General features: G+C 59.1%; 18 protein-coding genes and 1 pseudogene. 7 read left to right on the top strand and 12 right to left on the bottom strand.

Features of this window, described 5'->3' with window-relative positions; all coding sequences use genetic code 11:
• Nucleotides 1-2: 2 nt before the first annotated feature.
• On the top strand, nt 3-929 hold the full coding sequence (locus tag QT386_RS20555; protein WP_289275621.1) for a hypothetical protein: 927 nt from the start codon (nt 3-5) through the stop codon (nt 927-929).
• A gap of 38 nt (nt 930-967) precedes the next feature.
• Here QT386_RS20555 and QT386_RS23555 read toward each other — a convergent pair whose 3' ends face one another.
• The 4 genes from QT386_RS23555 to QT386_RS20540 are packed head-to-tail and all read right to left on the bottom strand — an operon-like array spanning nt 968 to nt 3,243.
• Nucleotides 968-1,543, bottom strand: a complete 576-nt coding sequence (locus QT386_RS23555; protein ID WP_367401473.1) for a GNAT family N-acetyltransferase — start codon at nt 1,541-1,543, stop codon at nt 968-970.
• A gap of 9 nt (nt 1,544-1,552) precedes the next feature.
• Nucleotides 1,553-2,122 (bottom strand): phage tail protein, encoded by a 570-nt coding sequence (locus QT386_RS20550; protein ID WP_289275620.1) that lies wholly within the window; start codon nt 2,120-2,122, stop codon nt 1,553-1,555.
• A gap of 17 nt (nt 2,123-2,139) precedes the next feature.
• Nucleotides 2,140-2,691, bottom strand: coding sequence for a phage tail protein (locus tag QT386_RS20545; RefSeq protein ID WP_289275619.1), 552 nt, complete (start codon nt 2,689-2,691; stop codon nt 2,140-2,142).
• A gap of 36 nt (nt 2,692-2,727) precedes the next feature.
• Nucleotides 2,728-3,243, bottom strand: a complete 516-nt coding sequence (locus QT386_RS20540; protein WP_289275618.1) for a phage tail protein — start codon at nt 3,241-3,243, stop codon at nt 2,728-2,730.
• A 162-nt stretch (nt 3,244-3,405) separates the two neighbouring features.
• Here QT386_RS20540 and QT386_RS20535 point away from each other — a divergent pair, with 162 nt between their 5' ends.
• The 4 genes from QT386_RS20535 to QT386_RS20520 all read left to right on the top strand — a co-directional run bounded on the left by QT386_RS20535 (nt 3,406) and on the right by QT386_RS20520 (nt 6,292).
• Nucleotides 3,406-3,702: a hypothetical protein gene (locus tag QT386_RS20535; protein ID WP_289275617.1), complete on the top strand. Its 297-nt coding sequence runs from the start codon at nt 3,406-3,408 to the stop codon at nt 3,700-3,702.
• 108 nt (nt 3,703-3,810) lie between these two features.
• Entirely contained in the window at nt 3,811-4,098 is a 288-nt protein-coding gene (locus QT386_RS20530; protein ID WP_289275616.1) for a PqqD family protein, read from the top strand.
• Nucleotides 4,095-5,999, top strand: a complete 1,905-nt coding sequence (locus QT386_RS20525; RefSeq protein ID WP_289275615.1) for an asparagine synthetase B — start codon at nt 4,095-4,097, stop codon at nt 5,997-5,999. The genes QT386_RS20530 and QT386_RS20525 overlap by 4 nt, the downstream gene beginning before the upstream one ends.
• Nucleotides 6,000-6,085: 86 nt before the next feature.
• Nucleotides 6,086-6,292 (top strand): PqqD family protein, encoded by a 207-nt coding sequence (locus QT386_RS20520; RefSeq protein WP_289275614.1) that lies wholly within the window; start codon nt 6,086-6,088, stop codon nt 6,290-6,292.
• 48 nt (nt 6,293-6,340) lie between these two features.
• Here the strand turns inward: QT386_RS20520 and QT386_RS20515 are convergent, their stop codons facing one another.
• The 4 genes from QT386_RS20515 to QT386_RS20500 form a co-directional block, all read right to left on the bottom strand.
• Nucleotides 6,341-6,484 carry a hypothetical protein gene (locus tag QT386_RS20515; protein ID WP_289275613.1) on the bottom strand — a complete coding sequence of 48 codons (144 nt, stop codon included), beginning with the start codon at nt 6,482-6,484 and terminating at the stop codon, nt 6,341-6,343.
• A 42-nt stretch (nt 6,485-6,526) separates the two neighbouring features.
• Nucleotides 6,527-7,330, bottom strand: a complete 804-nt coding sequence (locus tag QT386_RS20510; protein ID WP_289275660.1) for a Stf0 family sulfotransferase — start codon at nt 7,328-7,330, stop codon at nt 6,527-6,529.
• A gap of 1,285 nt (nt 7,331-8,615) precedes the next feature.
• Nucleotides 8,616-8,792, bottom strand: coding sequence for a hypothetical protein (locus QT386_RS20505; protein WP_289275612.1), 177 nt, complete (start codon nt 8,790-8,792; stop codon nt 8,616-8,618).
• Nucleotides 8,793-8,913: 121 nt separating this feature from the next.
• Nucleotides 8,914-9,303 (bottom strand): lasso peptide biosynthesis B2 protein, encoded by a 390-nt coding sequence (locus QT386_RS20500; protein ID WP_289275611.1) that lies wholly within the window; start codon nt 9,301-9,303, stop codon nt 8,914-8,916.
• Between the two features lie 111 nt (nt 9,304-9,414).
• Between QT386_RS20500 and QT386_RS20495 the strand changes: the two genes are divergently transcribed.
• The gene (locus tag QT386_RS20495) at nt 9,415-10,026 is read left to right on the top strand and encodes a 2OG-Fe(II) oxygenase (protein ID WP_289275610.1); all 612 of its coding nucleotides are present in this window, start codon (nt 9,415-9,417) and stop codon (nt 10,024-10,026) included.
• Nucleotides 10,027-10,030: 4 nt separating this feature from the next.
• On the opposite strand, the gene QT386_RS20490 is transcribed toward QT386_RS20495, so the two are convergent.
• From QT386_RS20490 to QT386_RS20480, 3 genes and pseudogenes are all read right to left on the bottom strand, one after another.
• Nucleotides 10,031-12,058 carry an acyltransferase family protein gene (locus QT386_RS20490; RefSeq protein ID WP_289275609.1) on the bottom strand — a complete coding sequence of 676 codons (2,028 nt, stop codon included), beginning with the start codon at nt 12,056-12,058 and terminating at the stop codon, nt 10,031-10,033.
• On the bottom strand, nt 12,055-13,236 hold the full coding sequence (locus QT386_RS20485) for a nucleotidyltransferase family protein (protein WP_289275608.1): 1,182 nt from the start codon (nt 13,234-13,236) through the stop codon (nt 12,055-12,057). Before QT386_RS20485 ends, QT386_RS20490 begins: the two co-directional genes overlap by 4 nt.
• Before the next feature lie 190 nt (nt 13,237-13,426).
• Nucleotides 13,427-14,091: pseudogene (locus QT386_RS20480) on the bottom strand (IS3 family transposase); the annotation flags it as partial.
• Nucleotides 14,092-15,263: 1,172 nt separating this feature from the next.
• Here QT386_RS20480 and QT386_RS20475 point away from each other — a divergent pair.
• Entirely contained in the window at nt 15,264-19,187 is a 3,924-nt protein-coding gene (locus QT386_RS20475; protein ID WP_289275607.1) for a hypothetical protein, read from the top strand.
• A 39-nt stretch (nt 19,188-19,226) separates the two neighbouring features.
• On the opposite strand, the gene QT386_RS20470 is transcribed toward QT386_RS20475, so the two are convergent.
• Nucleotides 19,227-19,484 (bottom strand): hypothetical protein, encoded by a 258-nt coding sequence (locus tag QT386_RS20470; RefSeq protein ID WP_289275606.1) that lies wholly within the window; start codon nt 19,482-19,484, stop codon nt 19,227-19,229.
• Nucleotides 19,485-19,760 lie beyond the last annotated feature (276 nt).

Here is a 19,760-nt window from a genome sequence, read left to right as displayed (position 1 = left end):
CCATGTCGTCGATCTCACAAGCCTTTGAGTCGCCTGACGAGACCTCGCTTCTGATAGATATCCAGCGGCGCCTGCATGGCTCTGATTGGGTGCATCTGCCCCGCACCGGACTGAAGCTGGGCGTGGCCTGTCTGATGGCCAGCAGCCTCGAAGAATTGCGCGCTCTCACGAGGGTTGAGGCCGGGGACGATTCCGCGGACGCCCGATTGGTGATCGGCAACCTCCTAAAGAAAAGGCAGTTGATCCTCCAGAACGAGTTGGCGAAGGTGCCGATTTTTCTGTCCAGTCTTGGGGTCGCAGCGGACCCACTGTTCATTAGTCTGGCAACGGAGGATTTGCTGGCACTGCACTCCTTCCAGCAATCGCCAATAATGGCGAACCCACCCGACCAGTGGCTCTCGGAAGCTGCGGATTTCAGCCGCCGCCAAGCGCGTACCCCTATAGAGTTCGCTGACTATATGCACTGCTATCTCGCGCTGGCGGCACGCATCGGTCAGGAGGCCACTGAACCGAAGCAGCGTCAGGATCAAGTCGCAGCTGCGATTTCCGCAGTCGGGTCATTTCTCCTTCACGCTCTGGAAGGGCCGACAGTCACCGAGCTGGCAAGTCCGATGGCTATAGAGCACATCATTCGCGATTGGTTGGCCAGAGGGAAGCTGCTAGGGTTCTCGGGCCTGTCTCAGGGTTTTAGAGAAATCATTTGCAACACCGACTATCGCGGCGAACGCGGTGAATCGTGCAATAGAATTGTCAATCAGTACATCACCACTAGCAACAACTTGGTCGGAAGTGGGCGCCTGACGCAGTTCCGGCTCGAGCAAGATGGACGCAGCCTGCGCTTGTACTGGCACACCGCGGAGCACCGAGTGGAGTTGCGGCAAAATTCACGCGGGGATCTGCGGCTGGAGCGGCTGGAGCTCGTCACCTGAGCAGCAGTCGCTAGGTTCCTACGGTACTCCCAGGAACTTCAGCAACCCGTCGGTCCTCGCGCCTGACTGATGCTTGCCTCGATCACGGACTTCGCCAGCTGCGTTTGCATAAGTAAGTAAGGCGGATGTGCCTCCGCTGCCTCTTGAAACCCTAGCCGGTCGTAAAGGCGGCGTGCCGGATTGTTGCTCTCTACGTGGATGCTAACAGTCCTACTGGTCGCCCTCGCGTCGGCAATCAGAGCGCAAAGCAGTGTCCTTCCAATGCCCTTGCCGCGACATGACGCGACTAGGGTGATGTCTATAATGCGACTGTCCATGGGGGCATCATAGAGGTAAAGACGGCCTATCGGTCGTCCATCGTGCAGCAGAATTCGAAACGCCGAAACGTCCCTGTAGGCTTGTGCGTAGTGACGGCACTGAGCCGCGAACTGGCTGGCGAGAAAGGCCCGTAGTGGCGCCTCCGGCCAACCAAGTGCTGCAAACTCGTCCCAGCGCGTGTCGATGTACAAGCTTTCAAGAAACGGATAGTCCCCCCCGACCTCCGGACGCCAGGCCAAGGCCAGGGCCTCAAGGCAGGCTTCGGTCAAAGGTCGGGGGTAATTCAGGCCTGGCACGATCAGTCGTTACTGACGTAGTGGCCAGATACCCTTCAGGGCAATGCAGTAGTTCAATACAAGGAACGGCTGCTGATTTTCATGTGGCTGATCGCTGCCGGTTAAGCCGATGGCCGAAGGTGCAAGTTCGGTATCCACGGTTCCGACAGACGAGTAGTTCCGCGTCGAAGTTGGGCTACCGCCCGTGGTCGCGGGCAGCGTGAATGCGCGTGACAGGCGTACGTTGCTGGCCGGGGCGGCCACCATATTGGGGACGCTTGGCGTGGTAACGGTCGAGGCGATGACCCGATGGCTATGCGGCGGAATCTGCGCCTCGGTTAGTGTCTCAGCTTGCTTGCCAAACTGCTCGCCCAATATGCGCTTTGTCAGCCCGGGACCGGCGCCAACTCCTACGGGTGTCCGGCCGGAAAAGTTCGGCAGCCCGAACGTCGACTTACCGTCGCCACCGAAGGTTGTTCCTAGGATTGTAAACAACGACGTATTTTGGTTGATGGCAAGCAATTGCCCGTTGCACAGCGCCCAGTCGGTGGGCGGAAAGTTGAAGCTAAACGCCCGGATTTCGCCAACAAAAGGATCCATATTCACATGCTCCGAAATCAGAAATGCGAAGGATAGAGGCCATTCACGCAAATGATGAAACTCACCACTAGGGAGGGCATGAGGTTCGCATGCGGCTGCCCACCTCCGACCGGTGCGAGAGCCAACGGACTGATCTCGAGGTCGGTACGGCCAGTTACCGTATTCGGCAGGTACAGCACTCGCCGCCTGCCGTCTGTCGTATTGCTTACCGCTCCTAGTAACCGAGTCTTGGATGGTTGCCGGTCAGACGCTACTGATGTCGATGCCATGAACGCATGCTGATGCGACGGAATCTGATTGTGCGTCAAGGTTACATCCTCAAGACCTCCTTGCTCACCCATCACTCGCAGAGTCAAGCCGGGGCCGGCGCCCTGGTGCACTGGAGCTCGTCCTCGAAGGTCGGGTAAAGCAAAGTTGGTAACGCCATCGCCACCATAACGGGTGCCGATTAGGTTATACAGGACGTCGTAATCCGAAATTGGCAGCAGTTGCCCCTGACACAATGCCCAATTAGGAGGTGCATAGTCACCGCCAAATAAGCGAATTTCACCGATATAAGGGTCCGACATTTTGTTATTCTCCCCCCAAGAAGCGAGTCTGGTGGCTTACGACCGCAGCGGAAACGCGCCGGTTAGCGCGATGGCGTAGCTGGTGACGAGGTAGGGCTGCATGTTCGAGTGCGGCGCGACAGTACCGGGAAAGTTCGGCGCGACCGTTCCGGGATCGACCGCGGTCAGACTGCCTTCAGTTGCATAGATTGGGAAGGCCTCCGACTCCTGGGTAGCGGCGAAAGTACCATTGCCTGGGGATCCTTGATTGGCATCCTGATTAAAGGCTTTCGCCGGATGACTATGCGCCGGCATCTGGGATGAGGTTAAGCCAATTGTCTCGAAACCACCTGCTTTGCCCATCGGCGCATTCTCAGCCACGCCCACCGCTACTCGGCCACGCAAGTCCGGCAGTGCGAAATTGTTGACTCCATCTCCTCCAAACGCTTTCCCTAGCAGAGTAAATAGAGCTTGGTTCTGTTTGACGGGCATCAGCTGACCATCGCAAAGGGCCCAACCCCTAGGTTGGAAGTCAAAGCCAAAGATTCGTACCTCACCCAAAAATGGATCCATAAGTACCCCCGTACGTTTTCGATTACAAATTTTGACTAACAGGCGTGTCCTGTTTGTGCTACCGCAACTGTATACCATAGACAAGTAGTCGAAGTAATTTGTCAACTGTTACCCCGCCGAGTACTAGGTTGCCGTCACAGGAATAGAGGAGGCTTGTTTAAAATGCTGAGTCGCGAAACGCTTAGTCCTTGCGTGGGGCAAGCCTTTGAACTGGAGTCCGCCGAGGGCCTGTTCCTGCCGTTGGTACTGGTGGAATGCGTGGCTCTTTTGCAGGGGAGGGGGTATCCTGGCAGCCGTGAGCCGTTCAGTCTGGTTTTCGAGAGCCCGGTTCGTCCGCATTGGCCTCAGGGGAATTTCCGCCTTCATCATGCACAGCTGCCACCTCAAGTACTTTTTGTGGTGCCGCTGGGACCCGCGCCGCACTCCGGACAAATGCGTTACCAGGCAATTTTCAACTGATGACACATCGGCGCGTCAATTCGCGAGTTTTTACATGCTAGGGTTTCGGCAGCTGCGCAGCGTCCTCGTTGGGCCAGATCATCCCCGTCACTTCCAGATCTGAATGCCATGACCTCCCGAGTGTCTTTTCGCCCCGCTTCGTGGGTGTACTGGAATGCCGCCGGGAGCGAATTGGTACTGTTCGATACGCGCAACGGCAGCTATCACGCCCTGAATGCCAGCGGGTCGGCGATATGGGAGTTGATCGGCGAATGGGGTGAGCCAGCACAGGTGGTAGCGGCCCTGCAAATCCGCTTTCCGGAGTCAGGAGGGCAGCTCGCTATTGAGGTAGAGCAGTTCATTGCACGGGCGCTTGAGCTCGGCCTTCTGGTATCTGGAGTCGAGAGTTCGGCATGACCGGCCTTGCCGGCATTCTGCGCACAGACTACAGTGACCTGGATCAGGAGACCTTGCGATGTTTTCGCTCAGGGCTACCGGTTCGGGCCGGTCGCGTGCCACGACTATGGACCGAAGGCGCCGTCGCTTTGTTGCGTTGCTGTAGCCCTTGGGAAGATTCAGTTGCCCCCGCCGTCTCTGTGTCGAGAGATGGACGGCTGGTGGCCTTGTTCGACGGTCGCCTCTCGCATCGCCGAGACCTTGCCCATCGTCTACAGGTCAAGGCTGATGCCTGCAGTGACGCAGAGCTCGCCGTAACCGCCTTCGCGCAGTGGGGCGAGATGGCGACCCACGAGCTGGAAGGAATCGACTACACATTGGCGATCTGGGATCGACACCAGCGTCGCCTTCTCCTGCAGCGCTCTCCGATGGGCTGGAGACCGCTGTATTGGTGCGAATCACAGGGCCTCCTGGCATTCGCTACCGAGGCTCGTATGTTGCTCAATGGCCTGAATCTGGAGCGCCGAGCCGACGAGGCTGCCGTCGCGGAGCTAATGGTTATGCGCTTCGTGACTCAGACTGGGTCGCTTTGGCAGGGCATCCATGCTTTGCCGGCCGGATCGCGTCTGGATTGGGTGTGCGGGCGACGTCGCGTGAGTCATTGGCATCGCGTGAAAACAGAGTCCCTCGGCGGGCTTAGCACAGAGGACCATGTCGAGCGTTTTCGCAGCCTCTTCGATGCTGGCATGCGCGATTGTCTCGATAGTCCCGGCCCCGTCGCCGCACACCTGTCTGGTGGGCTGGATTCATCCACTGTGGTCATGCGTGCAGCGCAACTGATTCGTGTTGACGGCGGCCAAATGCCGGTCGTGGCCACCGTGCGCTACCCTGGCGAGGCCTGCGACGAATCGCGCTACAGTGATGCGGTCATCGAGGCGGCCCATATCGAACCCATCATCGCTGATGGCCTTATGCCCTATGACTGGTCTACCGCCGAAGCCGAGGCCCACCGGTTCCTGCTGCCGCCGATGCGGCCCGCCATAGCTCACCCGCTGGCGGCTTCGCCGCAGTGGAAGGCCCTACAGCCGCGAGTAGTCCTAACGGGCGAGGGCGGCGACGACTGGCTGGGGGGGCACTACAATTACCTGGCCAGTCAATTTCGACACGGGCAGTTCGGCCAATTGTTGGAGGGTCTGTTCAGCGACCGAATTGCCGACGACGTGCCGCGCCGGCTGCTCTACCTATGGAGACACGGTATCAGGCCTTTGATGAAAGCCGATGATCGCCTGCGTCTGTGCTTTCCACATCTGAACCCGCAACTGCAAGTGCCGACGCTGCTGCAGCCGGACTGGGCACGCCGAGTCGATCTGGCCGGACGCTGGCAGCGTGCACCGCAAGAAACCCCAGCTATAGCCGATACTCTATGGGGCCAGTCACGGTATGCCCCGTTCGTGATGGCCCGGCGCCGCATGGCCTGGGAACCGCTTCTTGCACTCTATGACGAGGCAGGACTTCAGTTGCGCCACCCCTTTCATGATCCGCGCCTAACAGCCTACTTGTTCGAGATTCCGGGGCACCTCCTGCGACGTCACGTTGGGGGCAAGTCCGTGAGCAAGTGGCTACTACGAGAGGCCACGCGCGATGTACTACCGGAGCCTGTCCGTAATCGTCAGGACAAAGCCAATTTCTCATCAAAGATCGCCGATGCGGTGCTGGACCGAATGGCGCAGCGCGATCCGTGGCGCCTACAGCCCGTGCAGCGTGGGTGGGTTTCGGGTGACAGCCTCGAGGCATTGGTAGCGCAATATCGCCTTTGGCAACGGAAAGGCCGCCCCTTCCCGTTCGACACAGGGCGGCTATCAACTCTATGGGCAGTAGTGGCCGTTGATACTTGGCTTGAACAGGCTGCTGTCTGCGGATAAGGTACGCTTCAATGACCGCAAGAATTTCGCGATACGTGCGCCGTAGTGACGCGCACCTCGACGCTCCTATCCAGGATGGAGGCGCTGTGCTGGATCGCGATAGTGGTGAGGTGTTTCAACTCAACGCCAGCGCCCACTGGATCTGGCGGCGGCTGCTTCAGCCTGCAAGCGTCTCAGAACTGGTCGCGGAGGCCCGACAGCAGTTCTCCATGGACGACAGCGTTGCGACCGAAGAGATAGAGAGTTTCTTGCAGACCTTGCTTTCGCGCGACCTGATCTTGCAGCTTGACTGACCCGGCGTCCCACGCCTGCAAGCAACTACCGGTCCTCGACGTGCCGACTCATCCTGGAGCCAGCTGGCCGGCGCAGCCTCCGAAGATTTTGGCGCGCCGGATCATCCAATCAACCGACCAGGTGAAATTCTGGTCGACAGCGTCCGGTCCAGCACTGCTCGCCGTGGTGAGATCGGACTTCTGGCGGAACATTCTCCGGGAATAGCGGTGTTGTCAGCCGGTCTCCGACACTCGTCAGTTGGAAGCAGGACACCTCTCCGCATGGTCGCGCAGGAACCTCAGCAGCAATGTCTCCGAATGACGCGAGGATTGACGCGTCAGCCGTGGCGCGGGCAGCGATTTTTGGCCAGATCCGCCCAGGGATGTAATCACATTGGTGACACTGCCATGGTAGTCGGCCTGCAGCTCCTCGTAGCTTAGGCGCAACGGCCTGATGCCGGACGCGGCAAAGTAGGCCCGCCAATGAGCATGGGCAGCATCGAAGGCGGCCAGCGCCTGCCGGATACCCTCGTAGTCATATTCGACCTCTCGGCGCGTACGCTGGAGCTGCTCCGGGGTGAGCGCCCGGAATACTCCCGTCTTGCTCGCGATATAAGCTGAAATTGCGGCGCGTAGGCGGTCCTCGCGATACAGATAGACGAAAACCGGATTCGGTAGCACCCGCTGCAAATGTGTGTGCAGGGCCATGTAGTCCTCCCCCCCGGGTGGCGGATTGGGGCCTTGGTCGGACCGGATGCCAGCCTCCACTGCGGTTTCACGCAAGTCGCGCCAGAATAGTTTTATTCCCAAGGTACCCCCAGGGTCCGTACGCAAGCGGTGAAGCTTTGTCAGATATTGCGGAAGCGACTCCGCTTGCCAACGTCGAGCAAACGTTGGGCGGAATCCCGCATGGAGGTATTCCAGAGGGTTACCAAGCCCCCCGGCTGCATGGAGAGCTTCCGCCAGCAGTGTGCTGCCGGAGCGAGGGTGGGAGATTAGGATCAGGCTGCGCCGCGGCGCGCCCTGCCATTCCGGGTAGTCATGTCCGGCTGAAACCATGTCGTAGGAGTATTCATGTGATGTCATGACATCACTCCGATCTCAGCTGAAAACCGGCAGCGCGCGAAAGGGCGGCTCCATCTAGGGAGCTCCACGTGCCGTTGACGGCACCGGACCAGGAAAGCAGGCGGCGGCCCGAACTGCTGGCAGTCGTCATGGCCCCTGGTGGAGGCAGGATTCTGAAGCGGATTTCTCATCGTGTGACTGCTGCAGATCCTTCCATGCGCGGCTTAGCGAGGCGACAGATTCCGGCAGACGCGGGAGAGACCGTGGAAGTCGGAGCCTAAATGCCGGTGCACAAGCCAGCAAACTCGCCATTTGCTTCCACTCAGCGGCGTGATTGGCGTGGTCGGCGGGATTGAAACGGGCACGCTTGTTCCAAAGCCCTGCCAGGGCTTCTGGAAGGTCTAACGGAACCCACTCGGGACACGGCATGGTGGAGTCCCCTTGCTCCAAGAACCAGATCGCTCGCACGGGCGCCTCACGCAGCGCAGGCATACTCGCATGCGGCAGGCATAGCTTGGCGCGGGCAGCGCGCCGCACATTAAGTGATGCCGGGTCGTGATTCAGGGCAGTTACAGATTCGGTGAGCAGGCAAGACTGGACGGAAGACACATGGCAGAAGTACCCGCCCGGACGCTGAAGCAGAACGGCGGCGTCGTCGCTGAGTAGAGTCCACCCGCCTTGTGCCAGCGCCGCCGCAAGGGTGGATTTGCCGGCGCCGGAACGCCCTATGATTACGGCCGCCGCGCCGCTATACGCTGCCGCCGAGCCGTGAAGAACCAGCGACCCTCTCAGTGCGCAGAGGCGCGGCAGCAGGCTGCGCGCCAGGAAGTCCGCTTGACGCTCCTGGACCTCCTGTGATTCCGCGTAACACACCAGCCGGTGGCCAGTTGCGTCCACTCCGATATGGCCGCCGCTTCCGAGCGCCCAAAGCCAATCCTCGCCGTCACGATGTAGCTTGGCGCCATCATTAATGTCCCAACGGAACACGAGGGGGCCAGGTTTGCACTCGCCTCCGAGCTGCCAGTGGATACGAACATCGGTCGACCCAGCGCCCGGCCCCGCCATCGGTAGCCCCGGGATCGGCAAAGCACTCTCGATGCACAACCCTCCGCAGTCGAAGGTCCAGAGCTCAGCCATTACGAAAGCATTTACTTCAGAAAGCGAGTAGCCGCCCGTCAATCGTCTGAAGGGAATCCAGACGCTGTCAGGTTAGCGAGGCCAAATTGCCACGCCGCGCAGCCCCCCGCAATACGGCTCCCGGGGCAGCGGGGGAGCAGTATCAGGTGAGGTTCGAAACGCCATCACCGGGATTGCCCGAGGCACCCTGTGCGTCCGATACAGGCACCGGCGCGAAAGAGGTGATCTTAGGTGTCGTCCAGCGTGGCTGCGGGACGGGGGTACCTGCTTCTTCGTGGGCGGCTGCCGGAGAAACCGCATCGAGATCCTGCTGGGTCATGGCTTGAATTACTCTTATCGGAAAACACAAATCTGGTAGCGCAGCAAAAACTAGTCTAGGTTAATTGAAACATTACTCACCGTCGAGCCCCCAACTTTGTGCACTGCCGCATAGCAATGGGCTATCCGTTGCCATAGCGGTTGAGTACAGCACATCGATCTGCCCCTGCGGCGCCGATGATGATGTTGCCGTCGACCTCCAGCCATGCATGCAGCAATATCCCGGGCTGGGTGTTTTCCACCCCCAGAACCAAGCAACAACCGATATTTCGCCGCTGCAGCATTAACTTTCCCGCCATGGCTTGCGGCAGGCAGACTGCCGACCAAGGGGCGACGCGAGCCGCACGGCGCACGGCGCGCGCGATGCGCAGCGCCATTTCGGGTGCTGTCCCGGGGTTGTCGGACCGCAGTTCGAGCCACGGCCGGTAGTGCCGGTACGGCAGCAGCAGAGCCAGCCGAGCCAGACCCAGTGCAGCTAAGGCCTCAACGGCCAGCAGATCATCGGCCAGCACGCGGCTTCGTAATCGTTTACGCCAGCAGGGGCGACGGTGGGAGGTGCTGGAGTCGGGCATACCACCACGATAGCATGCGCGTCATTCGGATTCGCTCGGAGCTGCTATCCAATGACCTCGCAGTCACAGGCCTTGCTGCGTGTTCCTTCCAAGGTGGTGGTCGATGGATTCCTTGGGGCCGAACGCGCAGCCGCGTTGCACGCACTGGCGATCAAAAGACAGCCGCTTTTCGAGCCGGCGGTTCTTGGAGGTGGGCACCTCCTTCCCGGCACCCGCACGGCGCTGCGCTACATTGGCGCTGAGTTGCCGACTCTGTTCTACGAGCATTTTGCCGCACGTGTTCCAGATTTGCAGCAGGCGCTGGGCATGCCTGGCTTCACCGATTATCGCGCTGAGCTGGAACTGACGGCCTATGGCGACGGCTGCTTCTACCGCCGCCACATTGATACAAGCACCGGGAAAGACGCGCGCTGGGCCAGGCAGATGAGTATGGTCTACTACCTGCATCAGAGTCCACGGACTTACGAGGGCGGGGCGATTCGCTTCCATGCGCCAGTGGGTGCAGCTTTCGAAGATATCGACAGCCGCCACGACCGACTCGTGGCATTTGCCTCCTGGATGCCACACGAGGTGCTTCCAGTGCGCTGCACCGACGATCGCTTTGAGCAGCGGCGCTTTGCGCTGAACATTTGGTTGCGCACCTTGCAACTTGCGCCGACCTGAGCGCTCAGCGGGACGGCAGAAGCGCAGCCAGAGGCGGTTCGTCGGCCAGGGACCGCAGAAGGCGGCGGCCGAATTCGACCTCGCCAGCGGGGCTCCAGTGGTCTCCGTCACGCCAAAGCAGTCGCCGGCAGTCAAAGACGTCACGATTCGGGTCGAACTGCATGCGCTGCTGAGCTGACAGATAGCGAACGGCGGCCTCCGGATTTGCGAGTCGCAGGGCAAGCTTTTGATCTAGCGATTGGAATGCCTGTTGTAGATGCGGCCGTAAGGCGTTGCCGGAAGGCGAGCAATCTAGGGCCATCCTCCGCAGCTGCTGCGGGTCACGGTGTGGCTCCATGAGCGGACCCAGCCAATACACCAGCGGGCCAGCGCGCTGTAGTTCCTTCAGCAGCGGGAGCTGGGCATTAACGCGCATAGGATCGATTCTGAGGCCCCGCATACCACTGCGGGGATCGGCCAGCACATTCCGAGACGGCTGCTGATCTTTGCTGTCCTTCATCAGATGAAATCCGGCCTGAGTGTAAAGGACGACGGCAAAGCTATCGGGCTGCTGCTGCAGGAGATCGAGCAGCCGATCATAGCCGCAAGATTTCTTGTGCTGCCATTCGGCCTGGCATCCCGGATAAGCCAGGCCAACGATGAAAGGCTGCGAACTGCTTAGCAGCATGGCGCGGTAGAGATCCTGAGCACGAGAATCGCCCATCACCAACAGTCCCGAGCCGTGGAGGTGGAAGCACTCTCTGATGCGCTCTGCGGTGGCATTGGCAAGACCGTGTGGCATGAAGCGGCAGCGGCCTTCAAGCAGCGGATACTCTTCTCGCGAAAGGCTTCGGTAGATTGCCTGGTGCGAGGTAGGGGCATAACGCAGAAAGAGCGATTCGAAGCCCTTGGTGTAAAAGCCCGCTGCGGCGAATCCGGCGAGAAGTAATGTGGATACCGTGATGCCGATGAGGAAGGGCCGCAGTGGCACACGACGACGGTCGCGCAGCGGCTGCTCCAGCCAGCGCCAGCTCGCCAGCCCGATAATCACCGCCAGTCCGGCTGCGGTCAGACGCAGAGCAAGCGGAGGCTCGTCGCGAACTGCGTAGCGCAGCCAGGCTCCCAGTGGCTGGTGCCAGAGGTATATGCTGTAGCTGGACAGCCCCAGCCAGCGGAGCGGCGCAGCGCCAAGGCATTGCGAAAAAGCCGGCGCCGCCGGGAGCGCCTGAAGCAGCAAGGCGGTGCCAAGCACTACCGGAAGGGCAGCCAGTCCAGCGCCGTGAGGAGGATTCGGCCAAAGCAGGCTGGCAAACACCGCCAGCAAACCGAGGCCACTGAGGGCGATTGCAGTCCGAGGCCCCGGCCGGGCCACTCCCCGCCGCTCCATGCCTGCCACGCAGGCACCCGCAAGCAGCTCCCAGGCGCGACCAGGGAGGAGGTAGAACGCCAACCGGGGCAGACGTGTATCCAGTAACTGTGCCACTATCAGCGCCAGTAGAGCGAGCGCCACCAGCAGCACAGGCACGCGACGCGGGGAGATCCGCAGCAGCGGCAGCAGTAGCAGCGGCCAGAGAAGGTAAAACTGCTCCTCCACCGCCAGGCTCCAAGTATGAAGCAGCGGCATCCAGTCACTCAGTGGGTTGAAATAGCCGCTGGTCTGCCAATAAACGAAGTTGGCGCTGAGGAGTACTGCTCCGCCCAATTCGCGGCAAAAAATCCTTAGCTCGTCGGGTTGCATCAGCAGCACCGCGGCGACCGTGCTGCAGAGCAACATCATCTCAAGTGCAGGCAGGATGCGCCTCGCGCGCCGCTCATAGAAGTCACGCAGATCCATGCCCCTCTGCGAGCTGGTTACAAACAACATGCGCGTGATCAGATAGCCACTGATCACGAAGAAGATGTCGACCCCCCTAAACCCCCCGCTTAAGCCTGGAAGCCCGGCGTGGTACAGCACCACCGCCAGTATGGACAACGCCCGCAGGCCGTCGATCTCCCTTCGGTAAGTGAGACCTTGAGATTGATGATCACGCGAGGGGTTAAGGGCGTGCCTCATCGGTTTCGGCGTGTCTTGCGGCGAATTGCGGCAACGACGCGAACTAGCGGCGCCAGCCAAGGCCACTTTGCCACCAGAGAGTAGGCGTCATCGCCTACGTCCGAAGATATCCGCGTCAGCATCCAGCCCAGATACTCCAAGCGGGCCGCGCCGCTCTGAAGCGCCGCCCAAGCAGCGAGATGCAGAAGCAAACCATCTCGAAATGTCCTGCCAATGCCTGCGCCACCCCGCAGCAATTCACGCCCCTCGACAGCGGCAGCGCGACAGATCAGATCTTCCGATGGCGAGCGCTGCCAGCCAGGCACCTGAAGTTGCGCCCCCATGACTTTTAGGACCTGGCGGATTTGTGGGGGCTGTGCTGCGATGAGGCGCGGATTCCAAGGTGAATCGCCCTGAGCCCCAAAGATCTCTAAGAGATCGTAGCCCCATTTCCAGCGGGCGCAGCGGGAACGGGCTGCATGACAAGCTAAGGATCTATGAAGAAGCTCCGGCGGCAGTTCGCGCAGGCCGCGAAATGGACCTGAAGCGATGATGCCAGTTTCAGGGAGTAATTGCGCTAATGATGGCAGCGAGGTACTGCGCAGTGGTTCAGTCCGCCAGTGAAGTTCCAAATAGGTGCCGCTCTCATTCCGGAAATTGGCGTGATGCCGCGTTCGCATCAACTCACGCCAATGCAGGGGATTCTGCGGAAGAGGTGCTGAGGGAAAGTATCCGAGATCCAAAAGGAATGCCACGGCCGGAAGCACCGTGTCGGGATCGATGAGCAGGTCGACATCACTGCTGTGGCGCGCGCCAATCGCGCCGTAAAGACGCCAGGATAGCGCTTGTCCCTTGAGAGGAAGGCACGGTATAGCAGCTCGCTCAAGCGCTTGAGTCACGTTAATGCAGGCACGCGCCTGCATTAACGCAGCGTTGACACCACGTCGCTGCGCTTGGACCACATGATCAGCCAACTGTGGCGGCAGTTGATGTATCTGGTCACTATGACGTAAAGCCAGCACACTGGCGACGCCATGAATGCGCAATAGAGCAGAGAATGCCGCGGCCTTTACGTTGGAAGTGTCGGACTCCGAGATCGGCTCCCCGGTCCATCGTGCTCGGAGCAGCAACGCAAGCAATCGTCTAGCGCGATCTAGTTCGACATCACCTATATACCGAGTATCAACAGGAATGGTCATTCTTCTATCGTCACACCGGGATGCTGTAACTGAATTAGCGCACGGTCGGCCGAATAGTTCTGACGAAATCGCAGGTAGCGGCGATCAAACGGCGACCTCACATGGAGGCAGGGCAACGAGGGGTCCAAAATCATCATATAAGGCGTGTGTAGAGTTGCCCCGCTCTGACGGACGGGTGTGCGCTTGATTCTCAAGCGGCGACTGCAGCTTCTGCAAGGGGTGGTTTGCCGGGTGTTGGGTTTCTCCGTTCGTAGTTGATGGGCGACTGGTAGCCTAGCGCCGAGTGACGACGGCGCGGGTTGTACCAGCCCTTGATCCAGGTGAAGGGGTGATGCGGGCCTCGGCCTTGCTGCGGAAACTGCTGTGGTCAATCAGTTCGCACTCCAGGCTGGCGAAGAAGCTCTCGGCCATGGGGTTATCGTAGGCGTCTCCGACCATGCCCATGGACGGGCGCACGCCCATCTGCCGGCAACGCTCCCCGAAGGCGATGCTGGTGTACTGCCCGGGTCGCTGTGGTGGATCACGTTAGCGGGCCGACGCCACTCCAGGGCCATGTTGAGCGCGTCAAGGACCAGATCGGCCGTCATCTGCTTCCCCATTGCCCAGCCGACCACCCGGCGACTGAAGACGTCCAGCACCATCGTCAGGTACAGGAAGCCGCCCCAGGTAGGGGGTGTAGGTCATGTCGGCGACCCAGAGCTGGTTGTGGCCATCGGCTGCGAAGCGCCTCCGCACCAGGTCCTGCGCCGAGCCCTGGTGCCGATCCCACCCGGTGGTCACGACATGGCCGCGCCGCCGGCTGATCCCACGCGAGCCGGCTTTGCGCATCAGCCGCGCAACCCGCTTGCGGCTGATCGTCGCGCATACTGAGCTTGCTCCAATGCATCCAGCCCGAGATTCGATCGGACTCAGCGGGCCGCCTTCCAGCCGAGGACCCGGCTCGCGAAGACGTCGATCACGAGGGCTGGATAAACGAAGCCCGCCCAGATCGAGACGCAGGCTAAGTCGCTGACGGCACATATCAAGAATTTGGATTGCAACAGATGCATTTGAGTAGGCGCTTTCACGTTGGCTCGCGTGTCTGTTCTTGCGGACCGGACAAATGGGCTTGATTGATAATACTTAAATTCCATTAAAATCATAAATATATCTTCGATTTCGTCTGGCTGGGCTGCGCCAGGCACATCGGCGCTGATCAAGCTCGGGGTAACGTCGGGGGCATGGAGGAACTCCGGCCGGCCAAATTCGTGCTTAGTTCCTCCGAACTTCCTCCGTTCTTCTGGGGCTGGCTGGCCTAGCCTTCGAAGAACACACCCACGCCGCTACCGGTCGCTGACGCCAACAGCCTGGGAACCCGGATAAGCATCAAGGGCATTTTGTACAGCGCTTGCGCGACTGAGAGAGCTTCGGGAGGCATGAGTCTCTGCTTGCAAGCCCGCGTGGCCTAGCCGGGTATTCGAACCGACCCTTGGTGTCAGGGAGTATCGTCTCATGAGATTCATCACCTCGATATTTCCGTCCGCGGCGCCGGTCAATACAACGCTCAGGCTGTGCGCTGCCCGTGCGTCCGATGACCCGCGAGGTAGGGGGCGCACACCCGGCGCATGTATGATCAGGGGGCGCATCTCAGGACCACATGTGAGGTTCTTATGACATTCATCCTGGTTCCGACTGGCGGGGCCAACTACTGAAGCTGCCTAGTACTGAATATCGGCACCATTTGACGGATATCGGCCCATGCGCGGCCCCTGAGGAGGCATATTGAAAAACCAAAAGGCATCACCTTGCACAGACAACATAAACCGCTCCTCCGCCGATCCAAGTCCGTGCGTGAACAGCATTGGCGGACTTCGTAAGCCCTATAGACGACCAGACGTTCGTTTGTTAAGTGAAATAGGCAGCACATCTGCCAAGTTTGACGGTGCTTCAGAGCGAGCGACCGAGTACGGGTCACTCGGGCCGTCTTAGCGAAAGGCCGCTACTAACCATAGCCACCGCTCTTCTTGTCTTTGCCCACAGGAATTCTTATGCCGAGCATTATTGAACCCTCTTTCAAGACTCTCGCGATTCAGGCTCCCCGGCCCGATCCCAAAAGCGATCGGTACTTATCCATCCGAGATACCCGCTGGCATGATGGATCCTTGCGTCGCCAAATTTCTGGCGTCCATATCGTGATAGATCGGTTCAAAACTCCTTGGAAGGAGCTTCATAGTGATTCTCTGATAGATTCAAACCACATCAGATATGCGGTTGGCCAAATCGACATCCATTGCGATGTCCTCGAGATCACAACAAGGTTCTTTCTGCCTTGTGCCACCATCCGCATCTTCGCAAGGCAGCTCGTTTTCAAAGATGGACGAGAGCGAGCCGAAATCTCCGTCTCTCCAGCGAAATGGCTGGTTCCCACCGCAGTGTCGGCAAACTCGTCAGGAAGCGCCGGCGGCAATGGAAAGCACGGCCAGGATGGCGGACGAATCGAAGTTTTCGTCAGCGACTGCCTTGCTCCAGATTCGAGTCCTCGATTTCATGCTGCGGGTGGAGATGGGCAGCATGCTGGCGCGGGTATCAATGGCAGCGACGGCCGCTCGGTTAGCGCGATGAATCATCACCATGAGGAGTTCAGTGCAAAGATAGGAACTACGGGTGTCGATTTTAACTTCAACCCTCCTGCGGTGTACTTCAGCTTTCGCTGGTTTACATCGCCGGCTCACTGGAGCGGCGGGACTTGGTCAGACTGGACCTGTGGCGAGGGAGAGTGGCCGACCGATGGCGGCAATGCCGTTTCCCCAGGGGTCCCCGGGAATCCGGGGAACGGCGGAGTTTTGTTGAGCAATCATGTCAATTTAAAATCGCTGTTTTCCGCGCCAAGTGGCCGTTCAGGAAACAAGGCGAATGACTGCAAAGGTGGTCGCGCGGGCTCCCCGATGAAGTCCTGCAAGTATCATGTTCAGGGTTTCTACAATTCATGGTGGGGCGTGCATACTGGGACCGATCTACGATACGAAACCAAGGAAACTCGCGAGACGAAGGCCGGCGTAGACGCCTTTGCCAGGGAAGCAGCAGTGACCAGAGGACGAGATGGCCACTTCGAGCACGTGGCTACTCCGTCTGCCTGGCTTTCTGCTCTGTCTTTGCCCCCTTTGATGCAATATCTTCGCGACCTCCTGCTTGCCAACCACGGGGATGAACTGCAAAAGCTACTCGCTCTTTATGAAGAACGCCTAGAAGGAGCCGGAATCGAGCATGGAGATGCCGACATTTTGATCTGGGCCAAGACCGAAGCCGCCAATATTGGCAACCGGTTCAGGCTCAACCTTGACTACTTTGGCAAGCCATCCGGCTACTCGCCGAGTTATTCGCTGGGCGCCACGATTCGCATGCATCAAGCTGAAGTTGATGCAGCCGCCCGCACACTTCTGCTATGTAGCCGGATAGAGTCTCTGCAGGAATCGTCGGAGTCGACCCTGAATATTAATCAGGATCTGAAGTCACTTACTTACGATGAGATTTCGCGCAATGCACAACTGCTCGAGAAGGCCGAGCGCGATTCCGCAGAGTTGCGCAAAAGAATAGAAGACGTCCTCCAGCCCCAGATCCGAAAGCTCCAGGCTGAAATGTCATCACTGCGACTCACACTCGTCAACAAAGCGCGAGGTGATCTTTCGAGGGAGCATGACATTCGAGGATTCTTCAAAATCGCTGGAGCCCTTTGTCAAGCGATACCCGTAGCGCAGCCCTATCTAGGCTGGGGAGGAAAACTGTCCACGTTGCTTGCGGACAAGATCGGGCGAGCCGACTCCGAAGTGGACTTTATAGAGCCGATCGCGAAAATTTTTGAAAAGGCGGACGATCTCTGCAGTGTCGTAACCGCCATGAAGTCCGAGAAGATGGCAGTGCAAAGTGAGGGGGGCATACAAAAAGAGGAACGCGACGGCATCGCCCACGCAGGCGGATATATTTTGGAAGGTAAAGAGAGCCTATCGGATGCTTCATCTGAGACCTCATTGTTCACGATTGAGGAGGAGGATGAAGATCCTGAGCCAAAATTTGCGGGCCGAAAGCGCGTCCAGCCCATCCGTGACAAAGTAGAGGATCAGCTACTGGCCAGAGACCGTGAACGAAGAGAACGCTTCAAGCCGCAAATTAATGAAGTCATAAAGAAGGCCCAAGCCGATAGCTCTTCTGGCAACGGGATCGACAGCATAACAAAGTACGCCAAGGCAGGCGCCCCGATTGTAAAGGGCTTTGCGGATGCAATCCGCGAGTTTCAGGTTCCTCAGAGTGAGTTCGACAGTTACCTTGAGAAACTGGCTTCCCAGAGTGATGAATGGAAGAAGCTTTCCGGTGAGATTAAGAAGTTCACAGACGAAAAAAGTCGATGCCTCACCAAGATCCAAGAATTAGGGCAGCAGGTTGGTAACTGCTGCTCGGCGATCACGGCTTCGGCTGCGCTGGCGTTTCGAGTGGATCACGCTGTCATTGGGGCAGGAGCTGAAATAAGTCCGGTTCTGCGATCGTTGGCTGGGGTCAACCGCCGCCGCGCCGAGGAATCACTTCTGCGCTCGCTATACCTGATGGTGAAGGCCCACGAGGCGCTGCTATTGACCAGCCCAAGTAGTATCGATTGGGGATTGACCGATATCGCCAGAAAAGCGAGTGAGTTACTTAAATCGTCAGGAAGCTTCGGCGATGCTGCCATGCAGCTCGCGGAGTCCTATCGAGCCAACCTAGCACGCATACGCGAAACGCTAATTTCTGACTACGTCCCTGGGCAGGTGCAACAGCGACAAATTCCGTTGCATTTGCACGCCAAGGCTGGCCGTGGTGTGGCGGAACTTTTTGAGGCAATCAATGCAGGCCAGAAAGGCGAGATCGACCCACAGGTTTGTGGCATGATCAAGCCGGAAGAGCACATGGCCCGGCTTGCAAAGATTGAGTTGGTGGATATCGACTTCGAGGAAGCTGATGCCCTGAGCGACTACTCGATGCGGCTCTATCTTGAAGTCGCTCCGGAGGGCCTTGTTCGTAAGGGAGCCCAATTGTTTCTTTTCCGCTCCGACCGCAGTGCGAGTTGGAGCTGGTCATGCTGGAGAAAGAAGGAGTCGACCGGCCCCCGATGGGAAATAAAGCCTAGCGTTCCAAGTGTGGCTGATTCAGAAGTCCTCGACTTCCTTGTCGGCCAGCCGGCAGGCGGTGAAGCGCTAGGCGTTCGTCGCGAACGAGCACGCAGCGCACTTTCGAACCCGCCGCTATGGTCAAAAACGCGACTCTGGGTTGCCTATGACAACCAGGGCATCAGGCGCCGGGCGCCCCCGCGGATTACTCGGTTGGAGTTTCTCGTCGAGTACGAAGCGCCACTTGCCGACGATACACAAGCAGTGGTGTGCATTTATGCTCAGGGGCCAAATCCTGGGGCAGCCATTGCCTGCGATCCGCCCGATATGCTGGGCCGCGGGGAAGGCTATATCAACCCCGCTATGCTGCGCATTTTTGACAAGAACCAATCTCAACAAGTTCAACTGACAGCACCCCGACAAAGTGGCGATGTGATATTCGACCGCTGGGGTTGGCAGACCCGGGGTGGGCCTCCGAAAGTTAGCCGTCAGGCTGATCTCGTCCTTGATTTGACCGCGCACACTGATGTTGTTTGCATCTGGCGGCACGCCACCTCGTCGTCTTTGGAAGAAGCGGAGACCAGCGGCGCGCCGATAGATGAAAAGGGCGCTCTGCGATTGCCATCCGTGCCAGGCGCATCCTTGGTCGATATTGCGCAGGACAGCGACGCGCAAGCGGATGAGATGGTCGCGCTGCGGTCGCAGCCCTCGCCCGACGCTTCTCTTGTTGATGTTGTGGACTCCAAAGAACTTGGGTCCATATGGAAGAGTTTGGATAGCGGGTGGCGCTTGGTCGAGTATGCCGGCGGTGCTGCCTGGATGGGGCCTGCGCGGTAGAACCGCTCAGTAATATCCTTCCAATGGGTTAGGGCAGTGCTACATCTGGGCTGCCCGAAGCCAATGTCGTGTGCGGCATTCTCGACAGTCCTCCCGGGCCTTGATCTCGACCAGGACGGCATTCAGGGCTGCGATCAGGCTCTCGGCCTGGACATTGGGCAGGCCATCGACCGTGATTTTGGAGGCCAGACGGTAGAGGGTGTTGCCGCGCGTTGAAAACTGACCACCTGGGTCAATCTTCAACGCGCGGCAACACACTGCCCCGATGACTGTTGCCGCTCGTTGAAAATTGACCATCAAAACGGGGTTCTGCTCACTGAAAATTGACCAGGGTGTTCTTCACTAGCCTGCGGGGTTCCAAGCCCAGCAGGAAGACGAGGTGCATACCATGGCGATGTACGCAAAAGTGCGGCGAATGCGGTTCCGGGACGGCCTGTCGATCAGCGAGATTGCGACGTTACCCCGCCTTGAGTAGCGGTTTGGTTTAGAGCCCTGGGTTGATGGTAATAGCCTTTGCAGCAAGCTGCTTGGCGTAGACGGCGGGCGCCAGCCCGCCGAGTGCTTTCTTGGGTC

The organism is Solimonas sp. SE-A11 (genome assembly GCF_030345715.1).
Lineage (GTDB): Bacteria > Pseudomonadota > Gammaproteobacteria > Nevskiales > Nevskiaceae > Solimonas_A.
This window is presented reverse-complemented; position numbering and strand designations above follow the sequence as displayed.